General features: G+C 65.2%; 17 protein-coding genes and 1 pseudogene. 9 read left to right on the forward strand and 9 right to left on the reverse strand.

What is annotated here, in order from left to right:
- Positions 1-177 precede the first annotated feature (177 nt).
- Positions 178-1,038 carry a 3-mercaptopyruvate sulfurtransferase gene (gene sseA / locus XI03_RS02275; RefSeq protein WP_271591194.1) on the forward strand — a complete coding sequence of 287 codons (861 nt, stop codon included), beginning with the start codon at positions 178-180 and terminating at the stop codon, positions 1,036-1,038.
- A gap of 115 nt (positions 1,039-1,153) precedes the next feature.
- Here the strand turns inward: sseA and XI03_RS02280 are convergent, their stop codons facing one another.
- On the reverse strand, positions 1,154-1,951 hold the full coding sequence (locus XI03_RS02280) for a hypothetical protein (RefSeq protein ID WP_271591195.1): 798 nt from the start codon (positions 1,949-1,951) through the stop codon (positions 1,154-1,156).
- A 368-nt stretch (positions 1,952-2,319) separates the two neighbouring features.
- Here XI03_RS02280 and XI03_RS02285 point away from each other — a divergent pair, with 368 nt between their 5' ends.
- Positions 2,320-3,522 (forward strand): L,D-transpeptidase family protein, encoded by a 1,203-nt coding sequence (locus XI03_RS02285; protein WP_179879890.1) that lies wholly within the window; start codon positions 2,320-2,322, stop codon positions 3,520-3,522.
- Positions 3,523-3,579: 57 nt separating this feature from the next.
- Here XI03_RS02285 and XI03_RS02290 read toward each other — a convergent pair whose 3' ends face one another.
- On the reverse strand, positions 3,580-4,542 hold the full coding sequence (locus XI03_RS02290; protein ID WP_271591196.1) for a D-2-hydroxyacid dehydrogenase family protein: 963 nt from the start codon (positions 4,540-4,542) through the stop codon (positions 3,580-3,582).
- A 143-nt stretch (positions 4,543-4,685) separates the two neighbouring features.
- Positions 4,686-4,901: a hypothetical protein gene (locus tag XI03_RS02295; protein WP_271591197.1), complete on the reverse strand. Its 216-nt coding sequence runs from the start codon at positions 4,899-4,901 to the stop codon at positions 4,686-4,688.
- Between the two features lie 234 nt (positions 4,902-5,135).
- On the opposite strand from XI03_RS02295, the gene ettA reads away from it, so the two are divergent.
- Both ettA and XI03_RS02305 read left to right on the forward strand, forming a co-directional pair.
- On the forward strand, positions 5,136-6,785 hold the full coding sequence (gene ettA / locus XI03_RS02300; protein ID WP_028145604.1) for an energy-dependent translational throttle protein EttA: 1,650 nt from the start codon (positions 5,136-5,138) through the stop codon (positions 6,783-6,785).
- Between the two features lie 7 nt (positions 6,786-6,792).
- Positions 6,793-8,019 carry a lytic murein transglycosylase gene (locus XI03_RS02305; protein ID WP_097668419.1) on the forward strand — a complete coding sequence of 409 codons (1,227 nt, stop codon included), beginning with the start codon at positions 6,793-6,795 and terminating at the stop codon, positions 8,017-8,019.
- Positions 8,020-8,099: 80 nt separating this feature from the next.
- On the opposite strand, the gene XI03_RS02310 is transcribed toward XI03_RS02305, so the two are convergent.
- Together XI03_RS02310 and XI03_RS02315 are read right to left on the reverse strand one after the other, a co-directional pair.
- Positions 8,100-8,384 (reverse strand): hypothetical protein, encoded by a 285-nt coding sequence (locus XI03_RS02310; protein ID WP_028145602.1) that lies wholly within the window; start codon positions 8,382-8,384, stop codon positions 8,100-8,102.
- A 238-nt stretch (positions 8,385-8,622) separates the two neighbouring features.
- The gene (locus XI03_RS02315) at positions 8,623-8,946 is read right to left on the reverse strand and encodes a hypothetical protein (RefSeq protein WP_028145601.1); all 324 of its coding nucleotides are present in this window, start codon (positions 8,944-8,946) and stop codon (positions 8,623-8,625) included.
- Positions 8,947-9,079: 133 nt separating this feature from the next.
- On the opposite strand from XI03_RS02315, the gene XI03_RS02320 reads away from it, so the two are divergent.
- The 3 genes from XI03_RS02320 (at position 9,080) to bfr (ending at position 10,443) form a co-directional block, all read left to right on the forward strand.
- Positions 9,080-9,388, forward strand: a complete 309-nt coding sequence (locus XI03_RS02320) for a hypothetical protein (RefSeq protein ID WP_271591199.1) — start codon at positions 9,080-9,082, stop codon at positions 9,386-9,388.
- 161 nt (positions 9,389-9,549) lie between these two features.
- Positions 9,550-9,822, forward strand: coding sequence for a (2Fe-2S)-binding protein (locus tag XI03_RS02325; protein WP_018318601.1), 273 nt, complete (start codon positions 9,550-9,552; stop codon positions 9,820-9,822).
- Positions 9,823-9,954: 132 nt separating this feature from the next.
- On the forward strand, positions 9,955-10,443 hold the full coding sequence (gene bfr, locus XI03_RS02330) for a bacterioferritin (protein WP_011089420.1): 489 nt from the start codon (positions 9,955-9,957) through the stop codon (positions 10,441-10,443).
- Between the two features lie 196 nt (positions 10,444-10,639).
- Here bfr and XI03_RS02335 read toward each other — a convergent pair whose 3' ends face one another.
- The 3 genes from XI03_RS02335 to XI03_RS02345 form a co-directional block, all read right to left on the reverse strand.
- Entirely contained in the window at positions 10,640-11,242 is a 603-nt protein-coding gene (locus XI03_RS02335; RefSeq protein WP_095426026.1) for a pyridoxamine 5'-phosphate oxidase family protein, read from the reverse strand.
- A 77-nt stretch (positions 11,243-11,319) separates the two neighbouring features.
- Positions 11,320-11,673, reverse strand: coding sequence for a hypothetical protein (locus XI03_RS02340; protein WP_028145598.1), 354 nt, complete (start codon positions 11,671-11,673; stop codon positions 11,320-11,322).
- Between the two features lie 148 nt (positions 11,674-11,821).
- Positions 11,822-12,898, reverse strand: coding sequence for an alpha/beta fold hydrolase (locus tag XI03_RS02345; protein ID WP_271591198.1), 1,077 nt, complete (start codon positions 12,896-12,898; stop codon positions 11,822-11,824).
- Positions 12,899-13,028: 130 nt separating this feature from the next.
- On the opposite strand from XI03_RS02345, the gene XI03_RS02350 reads away from it, so the two are divergent.
- Together XI03_RS02350 and XI03_RS02355 are read left to right on the forward strand one after the other, a co-directional pair.
- Complete coding sequence (locus XI03_RS02350) at positions 13,029-13,295, forward strand: DUF2277 domain-containing protein (protein ID WP_028145596.1); 267 nt, start codon at positions 13,029-13,031, stop codon at positions 13,293-13,295.
- 97 nt (positions 13,296-13,392) lie between these two features.
- Entirely contained in the window at positions 13,393-13,614 is a 222-nt protein-coding gene (locus XI03_RS02355; RefSeq protein ID WP_028145595.1) for a hypothetical protein, read from the forward strand.
- A 148-nt stretch (positions 13,615-13,762) separates the two neighbouring features.
- On the opposite strand, the pseudogene XI03_RS02360 reads toward XI03_RS02355, so the two are convergent.
- A pseudogene (locus tag XI03_RS02360) lies at positions 13,763-14,000 on the reverse strand (collagen-like protein); the annotation flags it as partial.

A 14,000-nucleotide genomic window follows, 5' to 3' on the forward strand; every position in this document is an offset into this window, starting at 1 on the left:
ATCGATCGACTTGACCAATGGCCAACCTGTCAGTGATGTGTCCGAACAGGTGTCAGCCATGTCCCCGGACTAAACACCTGTCCCGGCCATCCACGTTCTTGCTCGCGCGCCGAAAGACGTGGATGCCCGGGACAAGCCCGGGCATGACGACCGACAAAGTTGCCAGAGAGTACATCAATGACTGACACCCCCACCGACCCCCTCGTCTCCACCGAATGGCTCGCCGCCCACATCAACGACGCCAACGTCAAAGTGCTCGACGCCAGCTTCAAGCTGCCGGGCGTGCTGCCGCTGCCGAAGGACGACTATCTCGCCGCGCACCTGCCCGGCGCTGCGTTCTTCGACGTCGATGCGGTGTCGGATCATTCCAACCCGCTGCCGCACATGTATCCGAGCGCCGAGCAGTTCGGCCGTGACATCGGCAATCTCGGCATCTCCAACGCCGACACCGTCGTGCTCTACGATGCCGGCGGCTGGGTCGCCGCACCCCGCGCCTGGTGGATGTTCCTGGCCTTCGGCCATGACAATGTGCGCATCCTCAATGGCGGCCTGAAGAAGTGGCGCGCCGAGGGGCGAGCGGTCGAGAGCGGCGAGGTGAAGCCGAAGCCAGCGACGTTCAAGGCGAGCTACGATTCAAGTCGCGTGCGCAGCATGCAGCAGCTGATCGCCAATGTGGAAAGCCGTGCCGAGCAGGTGATCGACGCCCGCGCCGGCGACCGCTTCGAGGGCCGCGCCCCCGAGCCGCGCGCCGGCATCCGCTCCGGCCACATCCCCGGCGCGCGCAACGTGCCCTACAATCAGCTGTTCGATGCCGCGACCGGCACGATGAAGCCGCTCGAGGACTTGCGCGCCGCCTTCACGAGCGCCGGCGTCAAGCTCGATGCGCCGATCGTGACGAGCTGCGGCTCGGGCGTCTCAGCCGGGGTGCTGACGCTCGCGCTCTATCGCCTTGGGATCACCGACACCGCGCTCTATGACGGCTCGTGGTCGGAATGGGGCCAGGAGGGCGGCCCGGCCATCGCGACCGGGCCGGCGTAGCTCGCCGTTGCTACATCGTCATGGCCGGGCTAAACACTTGACCCGGCCATCCACGTCTTGAGGCGCGGTGCGAAGAACGTGGATGCGCGGGACAAGCCCGCGCATGACGGAAAGATCACCGCGTGCGCGTGGTGGTCGTCGCGAAGGTCTGCTGGCCGAACGGATCGAGCTGCTGCTGCAACTGCTGAGGCGGCGGACGACGCACCACGCGATGCCGCTTCTTGGCCTTCGCCTTGCGCTTGGTCGCCTTGTCGTCGGCCTTGGTATCTGCCTTGCTCTCGGTCTTGGCCTTCGCCGGCGCATCCTTCACGGCCGTCGTCGCCGGCTCGTTCAAAGCGGCCAGCTTGGCCGAGGCGGCATCGAGTGCGGAGGAGGCCAGGGCCGCGCTGGGATCGACCGGCGCTGGCTCGCTGGCGGTCGCGGCAGGCTCGGCCGCGGGGATCGACGCCGTGGTGTCGGCCGGGGTGAGCGTGTCGGCGGGCGCCGGCGCTGCGGCCTCCGTCGTCGTCTCGGCCTTCGTTGTCTCGGTCTTCGTTGTCTCGGCCTTGGCCGGTTCGGCGACCGGGACGTCAGCCGGAGGTGCCGCGACCTGGGACTGGGCCTCGGTCTCGGTCGTCAGCACGGCGACCTGGTCGGGTTCGCTTTCGGGCAGTCCAATGGTCGGCACCTTGTCGCGCAGCGACGGCTCGGGCTCGGCCGTCGGCTCCGGCTCCGCGCGGAGGACCGCGAGCACCGGCTGGGCCGGCTCGGGAGCCTGCGCGAACACCTGCTCCTGCGGGCCGTTCCGCCAGGAGGGGTTGCTGACATACTGCTCATGGCTCGCCCGCAGCAGTGCGGCGGCGCCCAGGCCGAACACCAGGATGGAGACTGACAGCAGGATCGCGGCAAACAGGAAGCGAAAGCCGGGAAGCATCGAGCGATTGCGAATTTCCGCCCCGGCGGCGAAGAGGCCAGGGCCAAAGAGCCATCTGAACGCGGTGACGGTACTGTTTGCCGCGTTCGCCACGCGGGGATCGGAGCTCAAATGGGCGGCGAATCAGGCTGATTCGAACATACCGCAACGATTCCGACCCGTTCCGCAAAAAACGGGGCCGAAGACTCCGGCAATCGACGCCATGAGCTGATTTCCGCCCCGTGATGCAACGGGGCAACGGTAGTCTTGCGGATCACAAATCGGCAGGTCCCGCGCAAATAAGCCTGATATGTCTTGAATGTGCCGCTATCTTCGGCCATCTGGCCGTTAACGGTCCGATCGGGCTTGGGGACTATACAAGAGCGATGATGATCAAACATTTTCTGACGATATGCGCTGCCGCAACAGTCGCTGCGGCGGGAACCTCGCTCGCGCAGGCTCAGAGCTATCCGGTTCAGCAGGCACCGAGCTACGGCGCCCCGGCCGAATATCGGCCCGGCGACCGCACGCCGAATTTCGACGCGCTGGAAGATGACGACGACGCGATGCCGCAGGCATCGTTGCCGCCGCCCGGCCCGGCCGACGATCCGCGCTATGGCCGTCCGGTCGGTGCTCCCCCGGTCTACTCGGCCGCGCCGCCGCAGGGTCCGGTGATGTCGCCGGATGATCCGCGTTATGGCCGCCCGACTGGGGCGCCGGTCTATTCGGCCGCACCGTCGCAGGGCCCCGTGATGTCGCCCGACGATCCCCGCTACGGCCGCCCCGCGGGTCCGCCGCCAGTGATCTATGCCAATCGTCCGGGCCAGCAGGGGCAGGCTCCCGCCGGTGACGGCATGCGTCCGCCGGAGGCCGTTGGTGGTCCCGCCGCGACCGGAACGGTCCAGGCCGGGCAGCCGCCGGTCGGCGCTGACGGAAGGCCGATGACGATGGCCGCGCTGCCGCCCGAGGAGCAGCCCGATGCTGCGCCGGTGCAACTGCCGCAGAACCTGCGCCGCCAGGAGGTCTCGTTCCAGACCAAGGAGCCCGCGGGCACCCTCGTGGTCGATACCCCCAACACCTACCTCTATTACGTGCTCGGTGGCGGCCGAGCGATCCGCTACGGCGTCCGCGTCGGCCGCGACGGCTTCACCTGGACCGGCGTGCAGAAGATCACCCGCAAGGCCGAGTGGCCGGATTGGCATCCGCCGACCGAGATGATCGAGCGCCAGCCCTATCTGCCGCGTTTCATGGCCGGCGGCCCCGGCAATCCGCTCGGCGCCCGCGCGATGTATCTCGGCTCGACCGTCTACCGCATCCACGGCACCAATCAGCCCTCGACCATCGGCAAGTTCGTCTCGTCCGGCTGCATCGGCATGCTGAACGAGGACGTCTCCGACCTGTTCGATCGCGTCAAGGTCGGCACCCGCGTGGTGGTGATGCCGGGTGGTCCGCCGCCGGGAACGGCGACGGCGTCCGCCGCGCCCGCGCCCGTTGCTGCCGGTCCGGCTCCGATGGCCGCCCAGGCCGGTCCGGTCCCCGGCACCCAGCCGACCGTGGTGCCGCCGCTGCCCGCGCCGGTCACCGTGCGCTAAGCGCGTCGGGAATATTCAGATTGCAAAAGGGCGTGCCATCGGCACGCCCTTCATCATTCAGGCCAGCTTCCGCGGCAGCTCGCGGTCCCCCGTGAAGGCGTCGATCGCCTCGACCATCTGGCCGTAATGGATGCGCAGGCCGTCCGCGGTGGCGTAGCCCAGATGCGGCGTCAGCACGAGGTTGTCGAGCTTGCGGAAGGGATGGTCGACCGGCAGCGGCTCGACCGAGAAGACGTCGATGCCGGCGCCCGCGATCTTGCGCTGCTGCAACGCCTCGAGCAGCGCCGCCTCATCGACAATTGGCCCGCGCGCGGTGTTGACGAGGAAGGCCGTCGGCTTCATCCGCGCGAGATCGTCGCGGCTCACCAGCCCGCGCGAGCGCTCGCTCAGCACCACATGGATGGTGACGATATCGGCCTTGGCGAACAGCTCCTCCTTGGTGGCGTAGCCGACGCCGGCCGCCGCGCATTTCTCCGGCGTCAGGTTCGGGCTCCAGGCAATCACGTTCATGCCGAACGCCTTGGCGATCCCGGCCATCCTGCTGCCGAGCTTGCCGAGCCCGACAATGCCGAGCGTCATGCCCTCGATCTCGACGCCGGCAAAGGTTTGCCAGGGCTCGCCGGCATGCATGCGCGCGTTCTCGCGGCCGATGCCGCGGGTCAGTTCCAGGATCAGGCCCATGGTCAGCGGTGCGGTGGGATCGCGCGAATATTGCGTGCCCGCGACGGTGACGCCGCGCGCCTTCGCGGCTTCCATGTCGATCGCGGCGTTGCGCATGCCCGATGTGAGCAGCAGCTTCAGCTTCGGCAGGCTCTCGAACAGGCTCTTCGGGAAGGCCGTCCGCTCGCGCATCGCGCAGATGATCTCGAAATCGGCCAGCGCGCTGGCCGCGGCCTGCTCGGAGGCGAAGGGATGGCTGAACACGGTGACGTCGAGGCGGTCGGACAGTTTCTGCCAGTCGGCGACATCGAGCGCGAGATTGAAATAGTCGTCGAGAATTGCACAGCGCAGCCGGCTCATCAGCGTTCATCCAGGGCCAGAGTTGATGGCGAGAGGTGAGGGCGCTGGGCGCGCGCCATCGTCGGAACCGGGCCATGGTTGCGCGCAATCAGGACGGCGCGCAAGCCGCTTGCGTCTTCAAAAGTCCGATAGGAAAGAGGCGCTCAGAGATCCCGGGGCTTCAGGCGGAACGGCGCATCCATGCCGTGCTTGGCGCGCCAGGCGGGACCGGGGCCACGCATGTAGTGCAGTTCGGGCCGGTAGGGATTGAAGGCGGTGGCGAAGAAGCGCTTCCAGCATCCCTTGATCTCCGAGACGAAGCCGGAGACGTGGCCGGCTTCTGCCGGAACAGGAAGAGAATGGGTCTCGATCAGAGCCATGATGCGGCCTCGCTGTGCTCCCGTTCGTTCTGAGCGGGTGGCGCTGTTTCCGCGCGAAACCGAGCTTTCGGCCTGATTTATTAAAAGATGGTTTCAATTGTCCGGATCGGTGACCGGATGGTGTCCGTCCCGTATTCATCCGTGGTGAACGGACGGAAAACATTGCCCTTTGGGGGCGGGATCGCTACATCGCAGGCTAAGCAAATTTCCTCAAATCGAAGGTTTTCGGGACCGATGGCGCGCCAGTTCATCTATTTCATGCAGGGCCTGACCAAGAGCTACCCGACCCGGAAGGTGCTCGATAACATCCATCTGTCGTTCTACCCGGACGCCAAGATCGGCGTGCTCGGCGTCAACGGCTCGGGCAAGTCGACGCTGCTCAAGATCATGGCTGGCCTCGACAAGGAGTATAACGGCGAGGCCTGGGTCGCGCAGGGCGCCCGTGTCGGCTATCTCGAGCAGGAGCCGCACCTCGATCCGGCACTCAGCGTGCGCGAGAACGTCATGCTGGGCGTCGCCAAGCAGAAGGCCATCCTCGATCGCTACAACGAGCTGGCGATGAACTACTCCGAGGAAACCGCCGACGAGATGACCAAGCTACAGGACGAGATCGAGGCCCAGGGCCTCTGGGATCTCGACAGCAAGGTCGACCAGGCCATGGACGCGCTGCGCTGCCCGCCCGACGATGCGGATGTCACGAAGCTCTCCGGCGGTGAGCGCCGCCGCGTCGCGCTGTGCAAGCTGCTGCTCGACCAGCCCGAGCTGCTGCTGCTGGACGAGCCGACCAACCATCTCGATGCCGAGTCGGTGTCCTGGCTCGAAGGCCATCTGCGCAACTATCCCGGCGCGATCCTGATCGTGACCCATGATCGCTACTTCCTCGACAACGTCACGAGCTGGATTCTCGAGCTCGATCGCGGCAAGGGCATTCCCTACGAGGGCAATTACTCGTCCTGGCTGGTGCAGAAGCAGAAGCGGCTGGAGCAGGAGGGACGCGAGGACGCAGCGCATCAGAAGACGCTCGCGCGCGAGCAGGAATGGGTCGCCTCGTCACCGAAGGCACGCCAAGCCAAGTCCAAGGCGCGCTATCAGCGCTACGAGGATCTGCTCAAGCAGGCGAGCGAGAAGCAGACCCAGACCGCGCAGATCATCATTCCCGTCGCCGAGCGGCTTGGCGCCAACGTCGTCGACTTCGAAGGTCTCAGCAAAGGCTTCGGCGACCGCCTGCTGATCGACGATCTCACCTTCAAGCTGCCGCCCGGCGGCATCGTCGGTGTGATCGGCCCCAACGGCGCCGGCAAGACCACGCTGTTCAAGATGATCACCAAGCAGGAACAGCCGGACAACGGCACCATCACGGTCGGCGAGACCGTGCATCTCGGTTATGTCGACCAGTCGCGCGACGCGCTCGACGGCAGCAAGAACGTGTGGGAGGAGATCTCCGGCGGCAACGAGCTGATCCTGCTCGGCAAGAAGGAAGTCAACTCGCGCGGCTATTGCTCGGCGTTCAACTTCAAGGGTGCCGACCAGCAGAAGAAGGTCGGCGCGCTGTCCGGCGGTGAACGCAATCGCGTGCATCTCGCCAAGATGCTGAAGTCCGGCGCCAACGTGCTGCTGCTGGACGAGCCGACCAACGACCTCGACGTCGACACGCTGCGCGCGCTCGAAGAGGCGCTGGAGGATTTCGCCGGCTGCGCCGTCATCATCAGCCATGACCGCTGGTTCCTCGACCGTATCGCGACCCACATCCTGGCCTTCGAAGGCGACAGCCATGTCGAATGGTTCGAAGGCAACTTCCAGGATTACGAGAAGGACAAGATGCGCCGGCTCGGCCAGGACAGCATCATTCCGCACCGCGTGAAGTACAAGAAGCTGACGCGGTGATTTCGGCATGATGCGGCGGGCGCTCATCGCTGCGGTGATCGTGGTCACCTGCGGCTGGACGTCCGCGCGCGCCGCCGATGCCGCCTTCACCCAGTTCATCGCCTCGCTGTGGCCGGAGGCGCAGGCAGAAGGCGTCTCGCGCAAGACGTTCGACGAGCAGACGCGCGGGCTCGAGCCCGACTACAAGCTGCCCGATCTGATCCTGCCCGGACGGCCCGCGCTAGGTGCGCCGTCGCAGGCCGAGTTCGTGCAGGTGCCGGCCGACTACGTCAAGGAAGCCTCGATCGCGCGGCTTGCGGGCGAAGGACAGCGGCTGCTGCAGAAATATCGCGCCTCGCTGAGCGAGATCGAGAAGAAGTCCGGCGTGCCGGCAACCGTGATGCTCGCGATCTGGGGCCGCGAGACCGATTACGGCCGCTACACGCTGCCTTACGATCTCGTCCGCGTGCTGGCGACGCAGGCCTATGTCGGGCGACGCAAGGATCAATACCGCACCGAGTTCATCCTTGCGCTGAAGATCCTCGGCGAAGGCGTGGTGACGCGCAAGGACATGCGCTCGTCCTGGGCCGGCGCCACCGGGCTGACGCAGTTCCTGCCGTCCGAATATTACAAGCACGGCGTCGATTTCGACGGCGACGGCCGCATCGACATCTGGCATTCGGTGCCGGATGCGCTGGCCTCGGCCGCGCAGCAACTCGTCAACAAGGGCTGGCAGAGCGGCGTGCGCTGGGCCTACGAGGTGCAGGCGCCGGCCAAGGTCGATTGCACCACCGGTGTGCCCGAGGTGACGAAGCCGCTCGGCCAGTGGTTGCGCGAAGGCTTTGTGCCGGTGCGCGGGCAGAAGCTGAGCGCCACCGAACAGGCGCAGCCGGCCTCGCTGCTCCAGCCGGAAGGCATCTATGGTCCCTCGTTCCTGACGACGAAGAACTACTTCGTCATCAAGGAATACAATTTCTCCGACCTCTATGTGCTGTTCGTCGGTCATCTGGCCGACCGCATGACGAGCCCGCTTCCGTTCGCAACGCCATGGGCGGCCTCGAAGCAATTGCGCACCAGGGATGTCGAGACCATGCAGCGTGGGCTTACGCGCGTCGGGCTCTACAAGGACAAGATCGACGGCAAGGCCGGCATGCAGACGCGCGCCGCGCTCGGTGCCTATCAGAAGTCGGCGGGCCTCAAGGTCGATTGCTGGCCCAGCGAAGAGGTGCTGCGCTCGATCCAGGCGGCGCGATAGCGCGCGACCAAAGAAAAAGCCCGGCCGATGGTCTCGGCCGGGCTTCGATCGCGGCGCTCACGAGCGCCGGTGCGATCAGATCAGTAGCAGACGCGAACCGGACGAACGACCCAGCCGTAACCGTCCCAATAACGCTGACGCTGCCAGTAGCAGGGCGGGGGCGGCGGGCCGGGCTCGGCGACGTAAACGGGGCCGCCATAGGCCGGACGGCTCGACGCGATGGCGCCGCCGACGATGGCGCCGCCGATCAGGCCGGCCGCGATGCCGGCGCCAACGCCGTCATGGGCCTTGGCGGACGGAGTGGCGGTCACCAGCGAACCGGCGACCGTCGCAACCGTGAGGGCGGCAACTAAAGTCTTCTTCATGCTCTTGGCTCTCCTGGGAGATGGGTTCCTCTTGTTAGAGGCGCCCGGGTTTCAAAGGTTCACGCACACGCTGATGGAATTGGCCGTGCAGCTAGGAAGCGCGCAATTGGTCAACCCACGGTAAACGCACACGGAGCTGTGACGAGAAAAAGCGGTCTTTTTCAGGCCCGGAGATGAACGGCGAATCCGTAGTGAACCGGTCAGCCGATGTGGTCGCGATGGACCGGTTCGAGTCGCCTCAGCCGCAGACTCTGACGCGGCGGACGCGCCAGGCATAGCCGTCCCAGAAGCGCTGCTTCTGCCAGACGCAGCCGCCGCCGTAATAATCGTCAGAGACATAGCCCGGGCCCGGCGCATAGTAGCGGGGCGGGTAATAGCCGGGTTCGTAATAGCCGGGTCCGGGTCCGTAATAATACGGAGAGGCCAGCGCGCCGCCGACAATGGCGCCGCCGATGATGCCGGCTGCTACGCCCGCCGCGACGCCGCGCTGTGCATGGGCCGGGGTTCCGGCCGCAACGGCCAGGGAGGCGACGGCGGCGACCGTCAGGAGCAACTTCTTCATCGGCTTGACCTTTCGTACGAACACGCGGGAACCCTTTGGGAGCAGAGTTCCATACTTCGTTTGAATGATCAATGAACGGCCCCTTGGTGGCGGGCGACCAATTGATGTGAACCGCAGGCTCGGCCAGGAGGCGATGATGGGCAACGCGATGATCAATGCATTGATTGCTGCCGGGGTCGTGTCCGCGATCGGTTACGGCTGGATCACCCATCTCCAGAACCGCGGCCAGCGGCGCTCCCGCGCCGGGGCGGGTGGCGATGGCAGCAGCAGCGGCGACACCTATTCGGGCAGCAATAACGGCTTCTCGCTGGGAAGCTGGTTTTCCAGCGACAGTTCGGGCAGCTCGGCCGACAGCGGCAGCTGTTCCAGCAGCGACTGCGGCAGCAGTGGTGGCGATTGCGGAGGCGGCGGCGATGGTGGGGGAGGCGGAGGCGGCGATTAGATCCGCTCCAATCTTGATCCAGCGCAACGCTGAGATTTAGGGCCGTTCTAGGCTGCTTTTGGGCCAGTTTGGAATAGCTTCAAATACCGCTTTTTCCTTTTGCATCCGGCGAGCCCGTTAAATATCGATGATGACGCATCACCGAAGGGCCTGCAGCTTCCATGATCGTTTGTTCCTGTAACGTGCTGAGCGATGACGACATCCGCGCCGCCGTCGCCGAGTCCGACGACGCCGTGCGCCATGCCAAGCAGGTCTATGGATGCCTCGGCTGCAGCGCCGAATGCGGTCGCTGCGCCCGGACGATCAAGACCATCATCGACGAAGCCCTTGGCCCCTGCGCCCAGTCCTGCTGTGCCGGCTGTCCGCACAACCACACTGTGGCTGCCAATGACGAAGCGGCTGAGCCCGCCCAGTTCGCCCTCGCGGCCTGCTGAAAGCCTTCGCAGCTCGGTTGAGCTTTTCCCCGGCCGCGCCGCCGTAGCCAGTTGCCCTCATTCGTAAACTGACTTAGAAGCGTTCTAAATTCGGTTTTGGGCCGATTTGGACTGCAAGAGCTGGAGTGAACCATGCAGGGCGACGCAAAAGTCATCGACTATCTCAACAAGGCACTGCGTCACGAACTGACTGCGATCAACCAGTACTGGCTGCACTACCGTTTCCTCGACAATTGGGGCCTCCTCGACATGGCCAAGGTCTGGCGCAAGGAGTCCATCGAGGAGATGGAGCACGCCGACAAGCTCACCGCGCGCATCCTGTTCTTCGACGGCTTTCCGAACATGCAGGTGCTCGATCCCTTGCGCATCGGCCAGAACGTCAAGGAGATCATCGAGTGCGACCTCGCTGCCGAGATGAGCGCGCGTGCGCTCTACCAGGAAGCGGCGACCTACTGCCACGGCGTCAAGGACTACGTCACGCGTGACTTGTTCGAGAAGCTGATGAGCGACGAGGAGCACCACATCGACTTCCTCGAAACCCAGCTCGACCTGATCGGCCGCATCGGCCTCGAGCTCTACACCCAGAAGCACGTCGGTGGGCTCGAGGGTGAGGGGCACTAAGCTCCGGCTCTGGCGCATACTCGGTGTCGTCCCGGCGAAAGCCGGGACCCATACCGCGTGATCTATCTGGATGCGCCGGTATGAGTACCGTGGGACGAGTTCTTCACTGCGGGTCTTCGCAAAACCACTCCCTGTGGCTATGGATCCCGGATCTGCGCTGCGCTTGTCCGGGACGACACCCTGATTGTCGCCCCACCTACAATTGCGTCTTGTAGATCTCTTCCACGGTCTCCTGGCTCGCCGGTTCGCCGAGGCCGGTCTGGTCGTGGATGACCGTGACGATGCTGGGCATCACCGAGCGCTGCACTTTCTCCGGCGACCACAGCTTCGAGCGCATCAGCGCCTTGCCGCAATGGAAATAGACTTCGCTGACGGCGACGTTCAGCACCGCCCGCGGTGGCTTGCCGAATTCCACCATGGAAGCAAGCAGATCCGGGTCGGCCGACAGCGTGCCGCGTCCGCCGACGCGTAGCGTCTCGTCGATGCCGGGCACGAAGAACAACAGATGCACGAAGCCCGAGCCTTCGACGACGTTGCGGAAACTGTCGATCCGGTTGTTGCCGGAGCGGTCAGGCATCAATAGCTGGTTCGGACCGGCGACGTGGACGAAGCCGGTGCCGCCGCCGCGTGGCGAGGCATCGACGCTGCCGTCCGCGCCCGACGTCGCGAGCACGCAGAACGGCGACATCTCGATGAACTTCCTCGCATGCGCGTCGATCGCGGGACGCGCTTTCGCGATCACGCGCGGGCTCGGCTTGGCGTAGATGGTGGCGAGGTCTTCGGCGCAAAGATCGGTCAACGGCGTGCCTCCGCTTCAGCTTGGCGGCAAGCTATCCGATCGGGCCGCCTCCAGCCAATGGAATCGATCAAGACGTTTTACACGGCATCCGCCGGCACGAAGCAGCTGATGATGATGGCGCCGCGGTGGCGAACGTACCACACCACGGCCTGGCCGACCGGATTGCCCCGGTCGCGGATGATGGCGCGCTCGGGCACCTCCATCCATTGCCCTTCGATCGGCACCCAATAAGCGCCGCTGCGCACATCGTAGTCGGTGCGATGGCCGTCCGAGACATCGCAGCAGGGCACGCCGTTCGGCGCGATCACGCTCTTGAACCAGGCGCGGATATCGGGCGGGATGTGGTCATATTGCCCGTTGTCGAATGCGAGTGCGGCGCTGGTCAGCGCCGTCATCGCGACCAGCCAAACGCACAGTGCGAGCCTGTGCATGCGATCCCTCCTCGTCGCGTTCCGCTATTCGCGCGCGAGTCTTGCGCGCGTCGATTCCATCGTTGACGCGATTAAGCCCGAGCTGTCAGCGCAATGCATGCTCAAATTATATGCGGCCCCGACGCGCCCTGCATGATGCGCTGCAAAATCAACGGCGCGCCGATTCGATCGTTTGTTGCGGCGTGCTCTCCAGCAATTGCCGCACCTGCTCGCTGTAGAATTTCGCATTGCCGGTGGTGCCGTGGCCGCGCGTCTCGGCGCTCGCCGGGATCAGATAGAGGCGGCCGTTTTTGACCCGCTTCATGGCCGCGTCCGTGATGCCGGTCTCGGGCGGGTTGCGCTCGTCGTCGGCGGAATTGATCAGCAGCAGCGATGCTTCGATGGCTTCCAGCTTCTCGCCGGCATTATAGTCGTGCGAGGACTCCCACTGGTAGACGAAGTCGTTGGCATCCGCCGTGATCGGCGTCGCCAACCGGTCGTCGACGATCTTGTCGGCCTTGGCCGCGGTCGGCGCCTGCGATTGGTAGGCCAGGGTGCCGCCGATGCTGGCGATGCCGTAGGCGGTGATGGCATATCTCATCATGCGCGGCTGGCTGGTGTAATTGCCGCCATTGTAGTCCGGGTCGTTGCGGATGGTGTCGAGCATGATCCGCCGCAGCATCCAGTTGCGCGACGCCATCTCGGTCGGCTGCGAGGCCATCGGGATCAGCGCGTCCATCGCGTTCGGATATTTCTCGCCCCACAGCCAGGTGTGCATGCCGCCCATCGAATTGCCGATGACGAGCCGCAGATGCTTGACGCCGAGTCCTTCCGTCACCAGGCGATGCTGCGCCTCGACCATGTCGTCATAATCGTATTTCGGGAAGCTCGTCTTCATGCCGTCCGAGGGTTTTGACGATTTGCCATGACCGATGCCGTCGGGAAGGATGATGTAATATTTGGAGGCGTCGAGCGGTTGCCCCGCGCCGAACAGCTCCCCGGCGAAGGCGGGTGACAGCATGCTTGTGCCCGAGCCGCCCGTGCCGTGCAGCACGAGGACCGGTTGGCCTGAGGGCTCGCCGATTGTGGTGTAGTGCAGCTTCAGCTCCGGCATGGTCTCACCGGTGTGGAACTTGAAGTCCCTGGCGATCCAGTCGCCCTGCTTGGGTGCCGGATAATCGGCGGCCAGGACCGGCATTGAAAAGGACAGCAGGACAGCCGACAGCGCGGCGCAGGAAGCCTTCATGTTTCTCTCCCCATTGCGGCTCATGGTCGGCGGCCGCGTTGGAGCGGAACTTAGCAGAAGTGCGCGGAAGGATGTAGTATTTCGGCTCCGCCGATCGTCTTCAAGGAAACATCCGGAAGAGGCCCCCTGCATGTGCCGCAACATCAAGACGCTGTTCAACTTCGAGCCGCCGGCGACGGAAGATGAGATCCACGCCAGCGCGCTCCAGTTCGTGCGAAAACTGTCCGGCTTCAACAAGCCGTCGCAGGCCAACGAGGCGGCGTTCGACCGCGCGGTGGCCGAGGTCTCGCAGGCCGCGCGAAATCTCCTGACCTCGCTGCACACCCATGCGCCGGCGCGCGACCGCGAGGTCGAGGCGGAAAGGGCGAAGGAGCGCTCGCGGCTGCGCTTCGGTTAGAGGGCTGCAGCTTCGCATTCCGTGATCTGGCTCACGGTATGGGGCGCCTCGTCCTGCAATGATGTCCGCCGGGATTTTGACAGCCCGGAGCAGGATCATGAGCCGCCCCCTTCTTCCGCTGAAAGCAGGTGCCATCGTCTTCACGCTGCTGTGGACTGCGTGGATGATGTGGTGGAGCGGCTCGTTCTCGAGCGCCAACGTGATCATCCTGGCCCTGTGCGGCGCGGCGGTGGGCTATCTCTGGTATCGCGCCATGCGCTGGCAGTTCGAGCGCATGGGCATGCTGCCGCGCAAGGATGACGCTTCCGGCGCGTCTTGATTTGGCTCGTGTCCCGGACGCGGTGCGGCGCGAAGTGCCGCTCCGCAGAGCCGGGACCCAGTCATCGTCAGCGCAGCTCCCGGCGATAAGGGCCTCGGCTCAGCAGCGCAGCATTGCATGCCGCGCTGCGTCCGGGGCACCGGCATCGCTAATCCCGGTGCTTCTTCTTTTTCTTCTTCTTCCTGTGCTCGTCGCTTTCGCCTTCGTCGCTCTCGTCGTCGACGATGGCCTCATCGGGCTCCTGCACGGCGGCCTCCAGCGCCTCGCGCTCGGCGGCGTCGCGCTCGCGTTGGCGGCGGCGCTCGTCCCAGGCGTCGAACAGTTGCTCGAGCCACGGCAGCACCTGTTCGATCGAGGGCAATTGACCGGCAGGCCCAGCCTCGCCG

Origin of the sequence: Bradyrhizobium sp. CCBAU 65884 (assembly GCF_028128835.1) — a bacterium.
Lineage (GTDB): Bacteria > Pseudomonadota > Alphaproteobacteria > Rhizobiales > Xanthobacteraceae > Bradyrhizobium > Bradyrhizobium ottawaense.

What these genes read in the sequence shown, in the direction of transcription:
- sseA (WP_271591194.1), top strand. Translation starts at nt 178, where the DNA reads ATGACTGACACCCCCACCGACCCCCTCGTCTCCACCGAATGGCTCGCC.
- XI03_RS02280 (WP_271591195.1), bottom strand. Translation starts at nt 1,951, where the DNA reads ATGCTTCCCGGCTTTCGCTTCCTGTTTGCCGCGATCCTGCTGTCAGTC.
- XI03_RS02285 (WP_179879890.1), top strand. Translation starts at nt 2,320, where the DNA reads ATGATCAAACATTTTCTGACGATATGCGCTGCCGCAACAGTCGCTGCG.
- XI03_RS02290 (WP_271591196.1), bottom strand. Translation starts at nt 4,542, where the DNA reads ATGAGCCGGCTGCGCTGTGCAATTCTCGACGACTATTTCAATCTCGCG.
- XI03_RS02295 (WP_271591197.1), bottom strand. Translation starts at nt 4,901, where the DNA reads ATGGCTCTGATCGAGACCCATTCTCTTCCTGTTCCGGCAGAAGCCGGC.
- ettA (WP_028145604.1), top strand. Translation starts at nt 5,136, where the DNA reads ATGGCGCGCCAGTTCATCTATTTCATGCAGGGCCTGACCAAGAGCTAC.
- XI03_RS02305 (WP_097668419.1), top strand. Translation starts at nt 6,793, where the DNA reads ATGATGCGGCGGGCGCTCATCGCTGCGGTGATCGTGGTCACCTGCGGC.
- XI03_RS02310 (WP_028145602.1), bottom strand. Translation starts at nt 8,384, where the DNA reads ATGAAGAAGACTTTAGTTGCCGCCCTCACGGTTGCGACGGTCGCCGGT.
- XI03_RS02315 (WP_028145601.1), bottom strand. Translation starts at nt 8,946, where the DNA reads ATGAAGAAGTTGCTCCTGACGGTCGCCGCCGTCGCCTCCCTGGCCGTT.
- XI03_RS02320 (WP_271591199.1), top strand. Translation starts at nt 9,080, where the DNA reads ATGATGGGCAACGCGATGATCAATGCATTGATTGCTGCCGGGGTCGTG.
- XI03_RS02325 (WP_018318601.1), top strand. Translation starts at nt 9,550, where the DNA reads ATGATCGTTTGTTCCTGTAACGTGCTGAGCGATGACGACATCCGCGCC.
- bfr (WP_011089420.1), top strand. Translation starts at nt 9,955, where the DNA reads ATGCAGGGCGACGCAAAAGTCATCGACTATCTCAACAAGGCACTGCGT.
- XI03_RS02340 (WP_028145598.1), bottom strand. Translation starts at nt 11,673, where the DNA reads ATGCACAGGCTCGCACTGTGCGTTTGGCTGGTCGCGATGACGGCGCTG.
- XI03_RS02345 (WP_271591198.1), bottom strand. Translation starts at nt 12,898, where the DNA reads ATGAAGGCTTCCTGCGCCGCGCTGTCGGCTGTCCTGCTGTCCTTTTCA.
- XI03_RS02350 (WP_028145596.1), top strand. Translation starts at nt 13,029, where the DNA reads ATGTGCCGCAACATCAAGACGCTGTTCAACTTCGAGCCGCCGGCGACG.
- XI03_RS02355 (WP_028145595.1), top strand. Translation starts at nt 13,393, where the DNA reads ATGAGCCGCCCCCTTCTTCCGCTGAAAGCAGGTGCCATCGTCTTCACG.